The sequence below is a fragment of the Proteiniclasticum aestuarii genome, from assembly GCF_017368455.1.
Classification (GTDB): Bacteria; Bacillota; Clostridia; order Clostridiales; family Clostridiaceae; genus Proteiniclasticum; species Proteiniclasticum aestuarii.
This window is the reverse complement of record NZ_JAFNJU010000004.1, coordinates 162,079-180,744: the sequence shown is the minus strand read 5'-3', so window position 1 is coordinate 180,744 and position 18,666 is coordinate 162,079. Positions and strand designations below refer to the sequence as shown.

The following is an 18,666-nucleotide window of genomic DNA, read 5'->3' as shown; positions in this document are numbered from 1 at the left end:
TTTGGAAAAGGGGTTAATCTGAAGATGGATATGTGGATCGCACTTCTGGGCGGGCTTGGGTTGTTTCTATACGGCATGAATATGATGGGAGACGGTCTGGAGAATGCTGCCGGGTCCAGGCTGAAGTTCATTCTGGGAAGGCTCACCGACAGCCCCTTGAAGGCTGTGGTGGTGGGTACCCTTGTGACAGCGCTCATCCAGTCCAGTTCCGCCGCCACGGTCATGGTGGTGGGGTTTGTGAACTCTGGGCTTCTTAATCTTGTCCAGGCCACAGGCGTCATCATGGGGGCAAATATCGGAACCACCATCACGGTTTTTCTGGTCTCCATCCATATGGATGAAGTGATTCCGGTTTTTCTCTTTGTGGGAGCGGTGCTTGTCATCTTTTCCCAGGCGAAGAAGAGAAGAGATGTGGCATCGGTGATCCTGGGATTCGGGGTCATGATGCTCGGCATGAAGCTCATGAGTCAGGCCATGTATCCCTTACGGGATTCGGAGGTTTTCCGAAATCTCATCATTACCCTGGGTCATCAGTGGTATCTGGGTCTTCTCATCGGCATGGGCATCACGACACTCATCCAGTCCAGCAGCGCCACCACGGCGCTGCTGGTGGCGCTGACCACCACGGGCAGCATCACCATTTCGATCGCATTTCCCTTTGTCCTGGGTGCCAACATCGGTACCACAGTGACAGCGCTCCTTTCTTCCATCACTGCCAACAGGACAGCGAAGAAAGCGGCCATGATTCACCTGCTGTTCAATGTGACAGGGGTACTTCTTCTGCTTCCCTTAGGAGCCATCCTGATTCAGGCGGTGACAGCGCTGGTTCCGGAAAACATCCGATATCAGATTTCTTTCCTCCATCTCTTCTTCAATGTGGCCAGTACACTGATTCTGCTGCCCTTTACAGGCACGCTGATCAGAATGGCCAATGTGATTGTGGGAGAAGAGTATGAAATTGAAAATCAGATTCTGGACCGCAGGCTTCTCCAGACACCAAGCATCGCAGAAGGGCAGGTGGTTCTGGAAACGGTGAAGCTGGCCCAGCTTGCGAAACTCAATGTGAAGCTGGCCATAGAGGCTTATCTTAATAATGATGTATCGAAATTTGATCGGATCACGGAGAATGAGAAGAAGATTGATGAGGTCACCCTGGTCATCACCGACTTTCTGGTGGAACTGTCCGCCAATGAACAGGCGGTGGAGGAGTTCAAAAGGATCGGACATACCTATCATGTGCTCAACGATATAGAAAGAATCGGAGACCATGCAGAGAATATTCTGGAGCTGGCTGTGGAAAGAAACAGAAATGCTGTGGAAATCACGGAAGAAGGAAAAGAAGAACTGAAGATCATCTACGCCCTTACAGACCTGGCAATGCACACGGCCATCAGAAGCTATGAAAGCCGAGACAGAGAGCTCGCCTGCTCCATCATAGAGACGGAAAGGCAGATTGATTTCCTGCAGAAGGAATACAGAAATGCCCATATTCTGAGACTGCAGGCGGAAAAATGTTCTGCACTTTCCAGTATCCTTTTTCTCGATGTGATCTCAAATCTGGAGAGAGTCGGGGATCATGCGAAGAACATTGCAGACACCATAGCAGGGGTCTGTGAAAACTGATGAAGAAACTACACATGGAAAGAGGCACATCCTGGCAATCGGGATGTGCCTCTTTGTCTGGTTTTCGGTGATTACTTGGATGGTGATTCCATCATTTTCAGAACCCGATTGCGGGTTCTGCGGTTATTTTCAGCAATGACCTTGTCAATCTGCTGAACAAGGGGCTGGACGAAAGGGCCAAAAATCTTGTAATGCAGGTACTGGATTTTCTGAGGGATATGAAGAGACAGCGTGGTCGAAGATACCAGAATGTCAAAGTTATAATCTGATAGTTGTCTTTCTGAGAGAAGGGGTTCGGGGTAGACCTCAATGGAGATGGAACGATTGATATTTTTCAACAGGGAGTTGGCTATGTTTTGTCCATGTCTGAAGTTGATGTGACTGTAAATAAGAATTCTGCATGTACTGTATTTATCGAACAGAATCTCAGTAAGATCATCCCATTTGGTGAGAAATATATGAATCAGATTTTCCAGTGTGGTCTGGTTAAGCGGAATCCTATTTTCGCTGAACAGTTCTTTAAGCTTTTGTTCCAGCACATCATAGAAATAGTAAAAGTTATGTCGATAAATATCTATAATAAAGTAGTCTCTGGGTCTGAAAAGGAGATGATTTTCTATTATGTTCCTGGTATTACTGGTTCTGCACTGTTCTAGAAAAAGGGACATATCCATGAGAATGGCTGTATGATCAAAGGCGGGAAGATCAAAATAGTTGCTGAGATCCGATATTATTCTTTCTGTCTGAGATACTTCGAGGTTAAAAGCCTCATCATGAACTCTCCGCATCAGGAAATGGTTTCTGGAGTAGCGGTGATACCACCAGACCAATTGCTGGACGCATCGCGCGGAATCATCCTCAGTCAGATTCAGTACTTCAATTTTACTGGCGAGTATTTGGAGGGCGGCTCTCTCTACATCCTCTGATGATGAAGATTCCAGGAGGGGGGAGACCTTGGTGGTGAATCCTTTTCTGCTGCGAAGCAGATCAATGGCCAGATTGATTTTGAATCTGTGATAGTCCATGAAATCCTTATCGATATCGCTGAAACTGAGAAATATCTCAAGAAGGTTTTTAACCAGGCTTTCAGAGAGATCACTAAACGGCCATTCGTAGGATGCATAAGCCTCCTGGAAATAAGCAGAGTAGAATTTCCGTATCAGGTGTTCCTCTCCAGTGATGCGGTAGGGATTGGACTCGATGGTCAGACCATACTCTTCCAGTTCCTCCTTCATGATACGAAGCATCCGGTTCAGTGTAGAAGGACTGATGTAAAATTTTTCAGACAGGGAACTGCTGCATGACGAACTGCTGGTAAAGAAATGTTCCAGCAGCATGAACTCCGGTGTGCTTCGGATCAGCTGCCTCTGGAAATGATCGATGCCCACATGGGGAGGAAGATGAAGCTGTACTCCTTCGTTAGAGGTTTCGATTCGACCGTTGAGGGGGGAAATCATTTTTCTCAGTTCCACAAGATAGTTTTTGATGCTTCTTGCAGAAGAATGGGATTCCTTTGCGAGGGTCTCTATGGTTATAGGGTCACTGGCTTGAAACAGAATCTCAATCATTCTGTATTTTGCCTGTTCTTTAATTTCAATCAAGTTCCACATGATATTGTCTCCGTTTTCCTGAAAATGTGAATATTCTGTCCTTGCTCGTGTTACATAGAATTATAGCATAGAAAAATGTATCAGCGGCCATTTTTTGCACCGCTCAGTGCAAATATTGATAATACTGATCCGGATAGATTTGATAAGATATATCCATAGCGAATTATTATTGTTTGGAGTCGGATGTATAGTGAACTGAAAGGGCGTGTGTTCGACATATAAAGTTATGGATGTGCGAGATTTGTCGTGCATAGATCATAGTCAGTCGGAGCGGTGTTTGATTGGTACGAGGAGGAATAAAATGAGATTGAAATTCAGGAAATTCAGCGCAGTGTTTCTTGCGGCGGTAATGCTTCTGCAATTTGTCTTTACAATCCCTGTGAGCGTCTTTGCAGATATGAGCGAAGAGGAAGCAGGTACCGTTGTAAAGGCAGTTTTTTTAGTTCGGGAAGATGGAGAGGCTGTATCTTCCGCTGATGCGGGAGAAGAACTTCTACTTCAGATTGAGTGGGCTTACGGGTCGCGTGAAGGAGGCCTTCAAAGGTCTTTGAAGCTTATTCTGCCGGAAGAGCTGAGTGCTGAAGAGGAAGAGAGAGTCTTTGCGGATGAAGAAGATGTTTCTGCAGGGACCCTGCTGATCCAGGGGAAAGAGATTCTTTTGGAGATAGATCAGGAGGAATATCAGCGTCAGGGCGTACTGGAGATTCCTGTTCGTCTGGGAGAGCTGGAGCCTGGTCTCCATACTCTTGGGATTCTTGTAGGTGAAGAAGCGAAGACTTTTGATGTGTTAGTCGAAGAAGCCGGAGCGGGTCAGCTTCCGGAAGGATCCGTCGAAACCAGCACAGAGCCAGGCAGTTCTTTCGAAGAGGCTTTGGATGGGGCAGTGGAATCCCCTCTGGAGCCAGTTCAGGAAGACGAACCTCAGGAGCTTCAGCAGGATGCTCCTGTGATGGAAGCAGCGGAGGCAGGCTCTACGGAGATCGATTCCGCCCAGTTCCTGTTCAATAACATCTATTTTCTCGACAGCTCCTTTGATGAAAGTGTGGATAATCCGGAGGATTTCGTTTTTGATGTGGACAGGCCCTATGATCTGAATATAAAAGATAATTACGGACTGCTGTATTTCGATTTCAGTCTAGTGGACAATCATACCGTAAAAGCGGGAGACACGTTCACGTTCCTGCTACCGGAAGAACTGAGACCAGTCAGCGGAATCTCCGGAGAACTGGGTTCCATCGGAAAGTGGTTCGTAGCCATAGACGGTACGGTGCGTTTCGAATTCAGTGAAGGCGTCAATGGAGATGATGTGGAAGGGCACTTCTGGTTCGAGGTGAAACTGGATGAGGAGAAGATGGATGAGACCATCATTCAGGAAATCCGTTTTGAAGTGAATCCTGATTTCATCATGTCTTTCCCTGTGAAGCCTCTTGGCGGGTCACTTCTAGGCAAGAATGGAACCATCAACAATAATGGATATAATGCCAGCGAGGCCTATTGGAGCATAGACATCAACACTTCTTTAGACAAGCTGGTCAACGCTTCTGTCAGCGATGTGATTCCAGGCAATATGAAGCTCATGACGGAAAGTCTTGAAGTGTACAGGCTGGATGTCACTTCTTCTGGTGTGAAAACCGAAGGGGCGAAGCTGGAGGCGGACAAGTACGAACTCATTGTTGACGCCCAGGGCAATCCGAAGGTCTCTTTTGTGAATCTTACAGACGAAGAATCCAGAAAAGCCTATAGAATCCGATATACAACGGAAATCATCGAGCCTGCAGAAGGGTTTGATGGCACACAGACTTTCAGGAACAAGGCGGTGCTGACAAATGATGGAAAGAGCTATACAGCATCCTCCACGGTTTCCAGTGGGTACGGCAGAGCTCTGGACAAGCTGAATCCTGACTATAAGTGGGAGGACCAGACGCTTAGCTGGAGCATCCGATACAATTACAATGAAAAGTACATCGGAAAGGACCAAGCGACCATCACAGACACCTGGACGCCAGGAGGCGTCATGGAACTGATGGAGGGAGCGTTTCACGTCTATCCGGTGACCATGAATTCCAGTGGGAATGCAACGGTATCAGAAACACCCATCGATGCATCCCTCTATACTTTAAATGTGAATGGCATGAACGGATTTACACTGGCCTTCAATAACGATGTGGAAAATCAGGCCTATGAGATCCGATATAAGACGAGGCTTCTAGGCTCAGAGGGCACCGGCGTTGTAGACAAGAGTGGCAGTGTGACCAATAGGGTAGTCACAGGAACCGAGAAAAGCGATGGCAGCAGCGGAAGCTGGTCCCAGAGAGGTGTCATCAAATCTTCTACAGGTTATGATGTGGAGAAGAAGGAAATCGGCTGGAAGGTTCTTCTGAATCAGAACGGCTATCTCATGGAAAATCTTGTGGTGACGGATACTTTCACGGGAGATGGTCTGACACTGCTGGAGGATACTGTGGTCATTAAAAGCTCCTCCAGAACCTATGTGAAGGGTGTGGACTATATGCTGGAGTATACGGAACCGGTTTTCGGTGTATCATCCGGTGGGTTTACGGTGCGCTTTCTTACAGATGTGGAAGAGCCGCTTACCATGACCTATACCACCCACTTTGAAAGAAACGCAGACGGGACGGGAACCTATGGGAACAAGGGAGCCATCTCCTGGACGGAAAACAGCGTATCCTACGACAGCGAGACTGGAGTAGTGAAGGTCACACCTGCAGGATATACAGGTCCCAATGGTGTGAAGAATGGATCCTACAATACGCAGACAAAGGAAATCACCTGGAGCATCCATACGAACTATGCAAGACTGCCCATAAAGGCAGGCTACAGCATTCTAGATGAGATTCCTCTGCACCAGAAACTTGTGGAAGGTTCTCTGGAGGTCTTCACCTACAATGTGGACAACAAGGGAAACATCACCGGTGAAACGCCGATGGATGGAGCTGACTACACCGTTCTTGAACCTGCGGGAAACGGCAACAAACTTGAAGTTCGTCTACTGGATACCTTACTGGGAACAAAAGCCTCCATCGGCATCCGGTTCAGAACAGTCTTTGCCGATGAATGGATTAGAGATGCCCAGGTTCAGAACACATCCGAAGTGCATAACGGAGGAGACAGATTCACCTTGGAAGCTACGGTGACAGTACCAGGTGGAGGAGAGTATGTACATAAATCCGGTGTACAGACGGGTATCTACAATGAGCGTGTGGACTGGACGGTGTATCTGAACAGAAGCCAGTCGCTGATCAAGGATTATACACTTACCGATAATCCGGATCTGAATTCCGTTTTACTGGAAGACACCTTTGCAGTCTACAAGACAGTGGTCAGTGACAAAGGGGAAGTGACGAAATCAGCGGAGATGCTGGAAGAGGGAGTAGACTACGACCTTGTGATCAATACGGACAATGAGACCGGGAAGCAGAGCTTTATCCTGAAATTCAGCTATGACATAAGGGATGCCTACATTCTGGAATACAGTTCCTATATTGACCCTCTTGTGGGCAAAGGAGAGGCCATCGAAAATGCCTATACAGCCGAAGGGATCACCACAGAAGAGATCACCGATGGTGATGTGAGCAGTGAAGTGAAAAATGTGAACTCAGGTGGCGCAGGCGGTTCCAGCGTCAGAGGCGGCATCAAGATCATAAAAACCGCCGAAGGCGATACGCAGAACGTGCTGGAAGGCGCAGTCTTCCATCTCTACACGAAAGATGGCGCCCAGCTGCTGAGAAGCGGCATCACCGACGCAGAAGGAATCGTGAGATTCGGAGGCCTTCGCAGAGGAGAATATCTCCTGAAGGAAGTAAAGGCGCCGGAAGGCTATGTGATCAGCAGAAATCTGGCCAATGGAGTGCCCATCACACTGAGCCATGAAAATGACGGGGAGTTCAGAGAGCTGGCATATACCAATGCGCTGACGAAAATCAATCTGAGAAAAGTCAATGAAGCAGGTGTGCTCATACAAGGAGAAGCTCGATTCAGTCTCTATGCAAGCGACGGAACCCTACTTCTACAGAATCTGGCTACCGTAAATGGGCGACTGACCCTTACAGACCTGGTGGAAGGAAGCTATTATCTGCAGGAGACCAGAGCGCCGGAAGGCTACATACTGAATCCTCAGAAATACAGCTTCACCATAAAGATCAATGCCAACGGCACACAGAACGTGCCTAGAGTGGACGTGCCCAACTATCAAGGACAGGCCGAATTTACGAAGACGGATGGCGATGGAACGCCTCTTGCGGGAGCAGTGTTCCAACTGTACAGGGGCATGGACCGGATCGGTGCAGACCTTGTTTCCGACGGAGATGGAAAAGTGGTCATCGGAAGCCTGTCACCGGGAATCTATGACATCAGAGAAGTGAAAGCGCCATCAGGGTATCTTCTGAATACGGAAGAAATCCGCTTCACGATTCCAGAGAGCGTGCAGGGCAGACCGGAAGTGTTTGACCTTGGCACATTCATCAACCATCAGGGTGCTGTAAGGCTGTACAAGGCCGATGAATTCGGAAATCCTCTAGAAGGCGCTGAATTCAAGATTGTCGATACTGAAAACAGGATTGTAAAGACAGGTCTGGTTACCGGTGAAGATGGACGGCTCTACGTGGGCGGTCTTGCCCCTGGCAGCTACAGTTTCATTGAAACCAAAGCGCCAGCAGGATATGTGCTGGAGCCGACACCCATTCCCTTTATCATTTCTGCAAGCGCCGAAGGAACACCTGTAGTAGTCAGCGCCGGACACAAAGAGAACTATCAGGGGTCTGTGATTCTTGAAAAAATCAACGAAGAAGGAGAGGCGCTTTCGGGTGCGGTGTTTGAACTGTTCCAGATATTAACTGGAGAGAACATGGATCGCATACTGGTGGGCACCTATACATCCGATGAGAATGGAGAAGTCATGGTGTCAGGTCTTGCACCCGGAAACTATGCATTCATCGAAAAGACGGCGCCGGAAGGCTATCTTCTGAATACCGATGCCATCCCATTCATCATCCTGAACGAGGCGGTGGGAAGACCTGCTCGTGTGGAAGCGGGGATTGCAGTGAATTTCAAAGGCAATGCAGAGCTGGTCAAAACAGACGCAGCGGGCAATCCCCTGGCGGGAGCAGAGTTCCAGGTGCTGAATGCTGAAATGCAACCTGTGCTGACAGGACTGCTGTCTGAGGAAGACGGAAAGGTCTATGCGGACGAACTTGCACCAGGACGCTACTACTTCCAGGAGACGAAGGCGCCGGAAGGATATCTTCTGAATGAGGAGCTTCTTGCTTTCGAAATCGAAGCAGAGGCTTCCGGAAAACCGCTGACGGTGGAGGCTGGTGCCCTCATGAACTACAAGGGCAGCGCCGAGCTGATGAAGACCAGCGAAGAGGGAACCCCGCTAAGCGGAGCCGTGTTTGCACTGTACACTGAAGGGGGAGAACTGGTAGAAGACGAGCTCCTCACCGACGAAGAAGGAAAGGTCCGGGTGGATAATCTTTCACCTGGAAACTATGAATTCAGAGAAGTGAGCGCGCCGCAAGGGCATATCCGAAACCTTTATGCCCTGACCTTTACAATCCATGCACAGGCAGAAGGAAAACCTGAAACAGTAGATGCAGGAACCCTTGTCAATTATAAGGGCAAGGTGATGCTGATGAAGACGGATGAAAAAGGCAACGCTCTGGCAGGTGCAGTCTTTGCACTGAGCTTTGAAGGCGAGGTTCTGGATACATACACGACGGATGCAGAAGGCGAAATCAGCATCGATGGACTGGTGCCAGGGAAATACACCCTGACGGAAGTACAGGCACCGGAAGGATACCTGAGAAACACAGAGTCTGTAGGGTTTATCATTCCTGAAGAACAAAAGGGCATCCCTGAGCTCATCGTGCTGGAAGATTTTATCAACTACAAAGGAGCGGTACTTCTTCTGAAGACCGATGAAGAAGGAAAAACACTTTCGGGTGCGGTGTTTGAACTGTTCCAGATTCTGTCTGGAGAGAACATGGACCGTATGCTGGTGGGCACCTATACATCCGATGAGAATGGAGAAGTCACGGTGGAAGGCCTTATGCCTGGTAACTATGCATTCATGGAAAAGACGGCACCGGAAGGATATTTTCTGAATACCGATGCCATCCCATTCACCATCCTGAACGAGGCGGCGGGAAGACCTGCTCGTGTGGAAGCAGGCACTGCAGTGAATTACAAAGGCAGTGCAGAGCTGGTCAAAACAGACGCAGAAGGCAATCCGCTGGCGGGAGCAGAGTTCCAGGTGCTGAATGCTGAAATGCAACCTGTGCTGACAGGACTGCTGTCTGAGGAAGACGGAAAGGTCTTTGCGGAAGAACTTGCACCAGGACGCTACTACTTCCAGGAGACGAAGGCACCGGAAGGATATCTTCTGAATGAGGAGCTTCTTGCTTTCGAAATCGAAGCAGAGGCTTCCGGAAAACCGCTGACGGTGGAGGCCGGTGCCCTCATGAACTACAAGGGCAGCGCTGAGCTCATAAAGACCAGCGAAGAGGGAACCCCGCTAAGCGGAGCCATCTTTGCACTGTACAGTGAAGGGGGAGAACTGGTAGAAGACGAGCTCCTCACCGACGAAGAAGGAAAGGTCCGGGTGGATAATCTTTCACCTGGAAACTATGAATTCAGAGAAGTGAGCGCGCCGCAAGGGCATATCCGAAACCTTTATGCCCTGACCTTTACGATCCATGCACAGGCAGTAGGAAAACCTGAAACAGTAGATGCAGGAACCCTGGTCAATTATCAGGGCAAGGTGATGCTGATGAAGACGGATGAAAAAGGCAACGCTCTGGCAGGTGCAGTCTTTGCACTGAGCTTTGAAGGCGAGGTTCTGGATACATACACGACGGATGCAGAAGGCGAAATCAGCATCGATGGACTGGCACCAGGGAATTACACCCTGAAGGAAGTGCAGTCACCAGAAGGATTCATTCTGGATGAGACGATCTATGACTTTACGGTTCTGGCGGAAGCGCTCGGAGAGCCTGAAGTGATAAGAGCAGGAGATGCGGTAAACTATAAGGGAGTCGTATTCCTGAAGAAAACCGATGCAGAAGGACTGGGTCTGGAAGGAGCCGTCTTTACAATTAGAGACGGTGAAGGAAACCTGATCGCTACGGTGGAATCGGATGCCGATGGATCCATCCGTGTGGAAGGTCTGGCACCTGGAAACTATTCAATGAATGAGGTGGAAGCACCTTCAGGATACATACGAAATGAGACCGTGCTGACCTTTACCATTGAAAGTACCCTTTTAGGCAAGCCCGAAGCGGTGGATCTTGGCGTATTTGTGAACCATCAGGGAGCCTTGACGATCCGTAAAGTGGATGAAGAAGGGAAACCTCTGGCAGGCGCTGAATTCCGTCTGAGTGATTCCAGCGGAAACATCTACGGAGAAAAGCTTGTCAGTGATTCGGCTGGTGAAATCGTGGTAACTGGGCTTAAGCCAGGAAGCTATGTGCTGGTGGAAACCAAAGCTCCTGAAGGATATCGCCTCAGTGAAACCGAGCATGCTTTTGACATCAAGGACTCTCATAAAGGAGAGCCGGAAGCCATCAGCGTGACTGTGGTCAACGAGGAAATGCCGGAGGAGGAAAATGTGGGCAATCTGCCCAGTGCTGGTTCCAAGGATTCAGGATTCCTTCCGGGAATACTGGGTATGCTGTTCATCGCTGCAGGCCTCTCTTATCTGATGAAACAGAAGAAAAGAGCGTAGGCGGCAGAACCTGAAAGGCCGGCAATAATATGAAGCTTTGAATCGAAAAAAGAAAATGCAGACCATCTTGATTGAATGGTCTGCATTTTCCTTTTTCGTCTGATTCTGCCGTGAAGCATGATTTCAGAAGAGTCTTCTAGAGAAAATCTCCATGGGTTTTCAGCCTATCACAGGTAGCGCTTTTCACCGCAGCGTGGATGGCCTTTTCCATGACCATGGAAGCAAGGGTGCCAAGGAGATTGAAATCCGCCTCCTCCTTTCCCGAGGCCATGACGAAGATGGTATCTCCATCCACCATGGTATGCACAGGTCGGATGGCTCTGGCATATCCGTCATGACTCATGGAGGCCAGCTTGTTCGCCTGGCTTTTGGAAAGCGAAGCATTGGTCAGGATGCACCCGATGGTGGTGTTACCTTTAAAGGAGGCTTCCATGCCCTGAACCATGAAATCCTCCGTACTCAGGATTTCACCGTCTCTGTGGGGTCCTGCCAGGGGTTTTTCTCCCTCATATATGGTACCAAAGGCATTGACGGCCACCACTGCTCCGATTCTCACAGGTCCGATCTCCACAGCGTAGGAGCCGATCCCAGACTTCATGGCGCTGCCTGGTCCCAGAATCTTACCCACGGTGGCTCCGGTTCCGGCCCCATACGAGCCGTCCCGGTAATTTCTGTCCAATGCATTTTTACACGCAGCATAGCCCATGGCCTTATCAGGTCTTCTTTTCGGGTCCTTATAGCCAAGATCAAAGAGAACCGCTGCGGGCACGATGGGGACCTTTGAAAATCCCGTGTCAAAACCGATGTCCTTCTCTTCGAGATAGGCCATGACGCCGGAAGCGGCGTCCAGTCCGAAGGCGCTTCCGCCCGCCAGGACCACAGCGTGTATGTTCTCGATCATCTCTTCCGATCGGATGAGATCCGTTTCCCTCGTGCCGGGTGCGCCGCCCCTCACTGCGACCCCGGGGGTGGCACCTTCTTCAGAAAGAATGACGGTTACGCCGGTTCCTTTGTAGGGGTCTTCGCTGTTTCCGATATGAAATCCCTGGATATCCTGTATATTGATCTGTTTCATGAACTGCTCCCTCCTGATCCTGCATCGGACTGCAGGTTTCTCTGAAATGTTAATTTCATCATAGCATAGAGTACTTTGGATTCGTATCCTTTCATGGAGCCTACGTGTTAAGACTTTATTAAGAAGTGCAAAGTTAGAAAAATATTTTATAAAAATAATTGTGAATTTTTATGCATAAAAGTGGAATATAATCGAATAATTATAACATGAGCTCTGCATAAGTTGGCGGTTTGAGTTGCAGAATGATAACGTTTAATGCAGGTTTTCATTCATAAAGTGCTGAAAATGAAAGTTTCCGGAAGGAAAGATTCATATGGAGCAGGAGTGGAATTCTGATGGCTTCCAATTGGATGTATGATTATGGAATCCTTGTGTTTTCAAGGGTTTTCGGATTTCCTGGAGGGGTTGATTCCTGATAAAACTGTGCTATTATTAGGGTATAGAAGGGGTGAAAGAAGCGGAATTCTTGCAGGAAACGTATGCAGGATGAAAGTGGAAATCGTTTTAACCGACTACATGGAAATTATAATAATCATTCACTTATAAGGAGTGTACAAAACACATGAGTAAAAAAACTATCGTTCTAGGCGTCATAGGTGCTGACTGTCATGCAGTAGGAAACAAGATCCTGGATTATTCACTGACTGAAGCAGGATATAGTGTGGTCAATATTGGTGTTCTTTCTCCACAGGAAGATTTCATCAACGCAGCCATTGAAACCAATGCAGAAGTGATCATGGTATCTTCTCTTTACGGACACGGCGAAATTGACTGCAGAGGCATGAGAGAAAAATGCGACGAAGCGGGTCTTGAAGGCATCAAATTATATGTCGGCGGGAACATCGTTGTAGGAAAACAGGATTTCAGCGAAGTGAAGAAGAGATTCATCCAGATGGGATTCGACAGGGTTTATCCACCCGGAACATCTGTAGAGACAGCATTAAACGATCTTCAGGAAGACCTGGGTTTACTTGAGGCGGCAATTGGAGCATAAGAATGATGGAAGCATTTCTATTTATTGATTTTGGGAGCACGTATACAAAACTGACAGCAGTAAGTGCAGAGGAAGATGTTATTCTTGCTACAGCAAAATCATATACAACAGTGGAAACAGACGTAATGGATGGTTACAGAAAGGCCTATGAGGACCTTGTGACCAGACTGGATAATGGAATAGAATTCACAAAAAAACTCGCCTGCTCATCTGCTGCAGGCGGGTTAAAAATTGTGGCCATAGGACTGGTTCCGGAACTGACCATGGAGGCGGCCAAAAGAGCGGCATTGGGTGCCGGAGCGAGGGTCACCGATGTCTTCAGCTTCAAGATGAATAAAAGTGAAGTGAAGAAGATCAGAGAGTCCAGGGCGGATATGATCCTCCTTGCAGGTGGAACCAATGGTGGAAACACGGATGTGATTCTGCATAATGCAAGGATGCTCAGAGACGGGGATATCAAGGTGCCCATCGTGGTTGCCGGAAACAAGAGCTGCAATGATGAGATCATCGACATCTTTGAGGGACACATGAACTACCATATTACGGAGAATGTCATGCCAAGCCTCAACAACATCAATGTGGAGCCAGCAAGAGAAACCATCCGTAAGATCTTCATGGAGAACATCGTGAAGGCCAGAGGCATGTCCCATGTGAAGGAGTTCATCAGCGGCATTCTCATGCCCACACCAGCTGCGGTTCTGAAAGCGGCTGAAGTGCTCAGTGAAGGCACCAGGGATGAAGACGGCATCGGGGATCTCGCCGTCATCGACATCGGGGGCGCCACGACGGATGTGCATACCATCTGTGAGGGGGCACCCAGCAAGCCCTCCGTCATCTTACGAGGACTGGAGGAGCCTGTCGCCAAGCGAACGGTGGAAGGGGATCTGGGGATGCGTTATTCTGCTCTGTCTCTGTATGAGGCAGCAGGAAAAAGATACCTGAGGAGACACCAGCTAAAGAACCTGTCGGACATCGATGTGGGGAAGGAATTTGACTATCGAAGCCGGCATACGGATTTTGTACCGACAAAGGAAGAAGACATCGCCTTTGACGAGGTCATGGCGAAAATCTGCGTGGACATCTCCATGAAAAGACATGCAGGGACTGTGACTCAGGTCTACTCCCCCTTGGGAATGATGTATTCCCAGGAAGGAAAGGATCTCATGGAGCTTCCCTACCTGGTGGGGACCGGGGGCGTCATTGTCAATTCCAAGAATCCCAAGGATATCCTGAAAGCGGGACTTTTCCATGAAGAGGACCTGGAATCTTTGAAGCCAAGACATCCGAAGTATCTCTTGGATGAAAAGTATGTCCTGTCCGCCTTAGGCCTACTGGCCATGGTGGATGAAGAAAAAGCGTTAAGAATGCTCAAGAAATATATTGTGGAATGTTAGGAGAAAAAAATGGACTTAAGAAACAAAAAACTCACCGAAGAAGAATTTTTTGGAATCAGAAAAGAGGTGCTCACCCACTGGCCTACAGGCAGTGAAGTGGATCTTCAGGAAGCAGTGGAGTATCTGAAGAAGGTGCCCGATGAAAAGAACTTTGCCAAGAAGCTCAGGAAGGCCAAAGAGGAAGGGGTCACCCTTGCTCAGCCTAGAGCGGGTGTTGCGCTCATCAGCGAGCACATCAAGCTGCTCAACTATCTGGAAGACGAAGGCGGAGCGGATCTTCTCCCATCCACCATCGACTCCTATACCAGACAGAACCGGTACAATGAATGTCAGATCGGTATAGATGAATCTCTGAAAGCAGGACGTTCTCTATTGAACGGATTCCCTGCGGTGAATCATGGCGTCAAGGGATGCAGAGAAGTCTATGAGTCCATCAAGAATCCCATTCAGGCAAGACATGGCACACCGGATGCCCGTCTTTTAAGTGAAATCATCACCGCTTCCGGCTGGACATCCAACGAAGGAGGCGGAATCAGCTATAACATTCCTTATGCCAAGAGTGTTTCCATGGAAAAGACCATCAGAGACTGGCAGTACTGCGACAGACTCACGGGATGGTATGAAGAGCAGGGCATCGAGCTGAACCGTGAACCTTTCGGTCCCCTGACAGGAACCCTCGTTCCACCCTCCATCTCCAATACAGTGGCCATTCTGGAAGCGCTTCTTGCAGCAGAGCAGGGCGTGAAGAATGTCACCGTGGGCTATGGACAGTGCGGCAACATGGTACAGGACATTGCAGCCATCCGTGCGCTGGAGGAGCAGACGGAAGAATACCTGAAGCGTTTCGGCTACAGCGATGTCTTCGTCACCACGGTATTCCATCAGTGGATGGGCGGATTCCCGGCGGATGAAGCCAAGGCTTTCGGTGTCATATCCGTAGGTGCTGCCACAGCGGCCATGGCCGGTGCCACCAAGGTCATCGTGAAGACTCCCCATGAAGCCATCGGTATTCCTACCATGGAAGCCAATGCCCAGGGCATCCGAGACACCATCATGACGCTGAATATGCTGAAAGGGCAGAGAATGCCCATGAGTCCGGAGCTCCAGACAGAGATCAACATCATCAAGGCCGAGACCAGATGTATGCTGGAAAGTGTCTATGAAGTAGGAAAAGGAGACTTTGCCCGTGGAACGGTGGAAGCCTTCAAGCTCGGCATTGTGGATATTCCCTTCGCACCATCCAAGTACAATGCAGGCAAGATGATGCCGGCCAGAGACAATTCAGGTGCCGTGAGATACCTGATGACCGGAAACATCCCCTTCACCAAGGACATCATCGATTTCAACAAGGCGAAGCTTGTGGAAAGAGGACAGTTCGAAAAAAGAGATGTGACATTCCAGATGACTGTAGACGATATTTTTGCTGTGGGTAAAGGAAACCTCATCGGCAGACCGGAGGAAAAGAAATAATGAAAATTGTAGATATAGTGTGTTCAGAAGGCAGAACAGGGTTTTATTTCGACGACCAGCGTGCCATTGTCAATGGTGCCGGTCATGACGGATTCATGTATGTGGGAGAGCCGGAGACGGAAGGATTCGATGCCATTCGTCTGCCAGGCGAAAGCATCTCCGTCATGCTGATTCTGGAAAACGGAGAAATCGCCCATGGAGACTGCGCTGCCGTGCAGTACTCCGGTGCAGGCGGAAGAGACCCTCTTTTCATCGCCAAGGATTTCATCCCTGTCATAGAAGATGTGGCAAGAAAGCATCTCATCGGAAAGGATGCATCCACCTTCAAGCATCTGGCAGAAGAGATCGACAGCCTGGTCTATGAAAACAGAAGACTGCATACCGCCATCCGTTATGGCGTCACCCAGGCCCTTCTGGATGCTGCTGCGAAATCAAGCCGCATGACCATGGCGGAAGTGGTGAAGAAGGAATACGGAACCGGCGTTACACTGCAGCGTGTTCCGATCTTCGCACAGAGCGGAGACGATAGATACACCAATGTGGACAAGATGATCATCAAGGGCACCGATGTGATGCCCCATGCACTGATCAACAACGTCAAAGAAAAGCTGGGCGAAAACGGGGAGATTCTTCTGAATTACGTCAAGTGGATGAGAGACCGTGTGCTTCAGTACAGAAGCGAGGAATCCTATGATCCGATCTTCCACATCGATGTCTATGGCACCATCGGCAGGATCTTCCATCAGGATCTTGAAAAGATGGCGGATTACCTGAAGACGCTGGAGGAAGCGGCGAAGCCTTTCCTTCTCAGAATCGAAGGACCTATGGATGTGGGCGAAAGAACGAAGCAGATGGAAGCGTTAAGAGACCTGACCAAGATGCTGGATGACCGGGACATCAAGGTGGAGCTGGTTGCGGATGAATGGTGCAACACCTTCGATGATGTGGTGTATTTTGCTGACAATAAGGCAGGACACATGATTCAGGTGAAGACACCGGACCTTGGCGGCGTGAACAATTCCATCAAGGCCATCCTCTACTGCAAGGACAAGGGTGTGGGCGCATACCTGGGCGGCACATGCAACGAAACCAACAGAAGTGCAGAGGTCTGCACCAACATCGGCATCGCCTGCGGTGCAAAGCAGGTCCTGGCAAAACCGGGCATGGGCTTTGACGAAGGATTCATGATCGTCAACAATGAAATGAACAGAGTGCTGGCTCTGGCAAAGAGAAGACAGGAAAACTAGGGAATAGATTTAGATGCCGCACATGCCGGACTTTTGTCCGGAAAATGGCGGCGTTTCCTGTATAATAGGAAGTAATGAACGAAAAAAGGTGGAAATTATTATGAAGAGCATAGACGCAAAGCGCGTAACCGAAGAAGTGAAGAAACTCGTCATGGATGCGAACTTTTTTCTGCCGGAGGATGTCATGGCCTCTTTAAGAGAGCAGAAGAAGAAAGAGAAGTGGATCCTTGCAACCAACACCTTAGGCATGATCATCGAAAATGCCGAGATCGCTGAAAGAGACATGGCGCCCATGTGCCAGGATACGGGCATGGTGGTGGTCTTTGTGGAGATCGGACAGGAGGTCCATATCGAAAACGGTCTTCTGGAGGATGCCATCAATCAGGGAATCCGTGAAGGCTACGAAGAGGGCTTTCTCCGGAAATCCGTGGTGGCGGATCCTCTGAACAGAAAGAACACCGGTGATAATACGCCAGGGGTCATCCATTACAGCCTGGTGGCTGGAGATCAGCTGAAGATCATGGTGGCGCCCAAGGGATTCGGTTCCGAGAACATGTCAAGGCTGAAGATGCTGAAACCCTCTGAAGGGGTGGAAGGCGTGAAGGAATTCATTCTGGAGACTGTTGAGCTGGCGGGTCCCAATGCCTGTCCACCAATGGTGGTTGGGGTAGGCGTCGGCGGAACCTTCGACAAATCCACGCTTCTTGCGAAGAAGGCCCTCATGAGAAGACTGGAAGAATACAACGAGAATCCTTACTATGCGGATATGGAAAAGGAGCTTCTGGAGAAGATCAATGCCATGGGCATCGGACCCCAGGGCTTCGGCGGAGAGACCACTGCGCTGAAAGTGGCCATCGAGTATTATCCCACCCATATCGCTGGTCTTCCCGTGGCGGTGAACATCAACTGCCATGCCACAAGACATAAGGAGGTTGTTCTATAATGGAAGTGAGACTTACGACACCTTTAAGAAAAGAAGACGTGGAGAACCTGAGACCTGGAGACAATGTGCTCATTTCAGGGACCATCTATGCGGCCAGAGATGCGGCCCATAAGAAGCTCATGGAAAGGCTGGATCGTGGAGAAGAGCTGCCTTTTGACATCCAGGGCGCAGTGATCTACTATGTGGGACCGACGCCCACAAGAGAAGGGGAAGTCATCGGTTCCGCAGGACCCACCACAAGCCTTCGCATGGATGCCTATACACCAAGGCTTCTGGATCTGGGCCTCATGGGCATGATCGGCAAAGGAAAGAGAAACGATGAAGTGAAGAGGAAGATGACGGAGCATGGCGCAGTGTATTTCGCTGCCATCGGAGGTGCGGGTGCCCTCATCAAGAAGAGAATCCTTTCTCAGGAGACCATCGCCTATGAGGAGCTGGGACCGGAAGCCATCAGAAAGCTGGAAGTGAAGGATTTCCCGGTGACGGTGATCATCGACAGCAAGGGAAAAGATCTCTATGAGATCGGAAGAGATGAATATCTCAACTGGAAGAGAGAAGAAAGATAATAT

At 49.2% G+C, this 18,666-nt stretch carries 10 protein-coding genes; 8 read left to right on the top strand and 2 right to left on the bottom strand.

Annotation, left to right across the window (positions count from 1 at the left end):
- Positions 1-24: 24 nt before the first annotated feature.
- Positions 25-1,623: a Na/Pi cotransporter family protein gene (locus J3A84_RS06860; protein ID WP_207599269.1), complete on the top strand. Its 1,599-nt coding sequence runs from the start codon at positions 25-27 to the stop codon at positions 1,621-1,623.
- 71 nt (positions 1,624-1,694) lie between these two features.
- Here the strand turns inward: J3A84_RS06860 and J3A84_RS06855 are convergent, their stop codons facing one another.
- Positions 1,695-3,233 carry an AcpB/EbpR/MafR family transcriptional regulator gene (locus tag J3A84_RS06855; RefSeq protein ID WP_207599267.1) on the bottom strand — a complete coding sequence of 513 codons (1,539 nt, stop codon included), beginning with the start codon at positions 3,231-3,233 and terminating at the stop codon, positions 1,695-1,697.
- Positions 3,234-3,534: 301 nt separating this feature from the next.
- Here J3A84_RS06855 and J3A84_RS06850 point away from each other — a divergent pair, with 301 nt between their 5' ends.
- The gene (locus tag J3A84_RS06850) at positions 3,535-10,974 is read left to right on the top strand and encodes a SpaA isopeptide-forming pilin-related protein (RefSeq protein WP_207599265.1); all 7,440 of its coding nucleotides are present in this window, start codon (positions 3,535-3,537) and stop codon (positions 10,972-10,974) included.
- A gap of 136 nt (positions 10,975-11,110) precedes the next feature.
- Here the strand turns inward: J3A84_RS06850 and J3A84_RS06845 are convergent, their stop codons facing one another.
- The gene (locus tag J3A84_RS06845) at positions 11,111-12,049 is read right to left on the bottom strand and encodes a P1 family peptidase (RefSeq protein ID WP_207599263.1); all 939 of its coding nucleotides are present in this window, start codon (positions 12,047-12,049) and stop codon (positions 11,111-11,113) included.
- Positions 12,050-12,611: 562 nt separating this feature from the next.
- Here J3A84_RS06845 and glmS point away from each other — a divergent pair.
- From glmS to J3A84_RS06815, 6 genes are all read left to right on the top strand, one after another.
- Entirely contained in the window at positions 12,612-13,043 is a 432-nt protein-coding gene (gene glmS, locus J3A84_RS06840) for a methylaspartate mutase subunit S (protein WP_207599261.1), read from the top strand.
- 2 nt (positions 13,044-13,045) lie between these two features.
- Positions 13,046-14,437 (top strand): methylaspartate mutase accessory protein GlmL, encoded by a 1,392-nt coding sequence (gene glmL, locus J3A84_RS06835; RefSeq protein ID WP_342590946.1) that lies wholly within the window; start codon positions 13,046-13,048, stop codon positions 14,435-14,437.
- A 9-nt stretch (positions 14,438-14,446) separates the two neighbouring features.
- Positions 14,447-15,907 (top strand): methylaspartate mutase subunit E, encoded by a 1,461-nt coding sequence (locus tag J3A84_RS06830; protein ID WP_207599259.1) that lies wholly within the window; start codon positions 14,447-14,449, stop codon positions 15,905-15,907.
- A complete protein-coding gene (locus J3A84_RS06825) occupies positions 15,907-17,154 on the top strand; it encodes a methylaspartate ammonia-lyase (RefSeq protein ID WP_207599258.1) in 1,248 nt (415 codons plus the stop codon). Before J3A84_RS06830 ends, J3A84_RS06825 begins: the two co-directional genes overlap by 1 nt.
- Before the next feature lie 100 nt (positions 17,155-17,254).
- The gene (locus tag J3A84_RS06820; RefSeq protein ID WP_207599256.1) at positions 17,255-18,097 is read left to right on the top strand and encodes a fumarate hydratase; all 843 of its coding nucleotides are present in this window, start codon (positions 17,255-17,257) and stop codon (positions 18,095-18,097) included.
- Positions 18,097-18,663 carry a Fe-S-containing hydro-lyase gene (locus J3A84_RS06815; protein ID WP_207599254.1) on the top strand — a complete coding sequence of 189 codons (567 nt, stop codon included), beginning with the start codon at positions 18,097-18,099 and terminating at the stop codon, positions 18,661-18,663. The genes J3A84_RS06820 and J3A84_RS06815 overlap by 1 nt, the downstream gene beginning before the upstream one ends.
- Positions 18,664-18,666 lie beyond the last annotated feature (3 nt).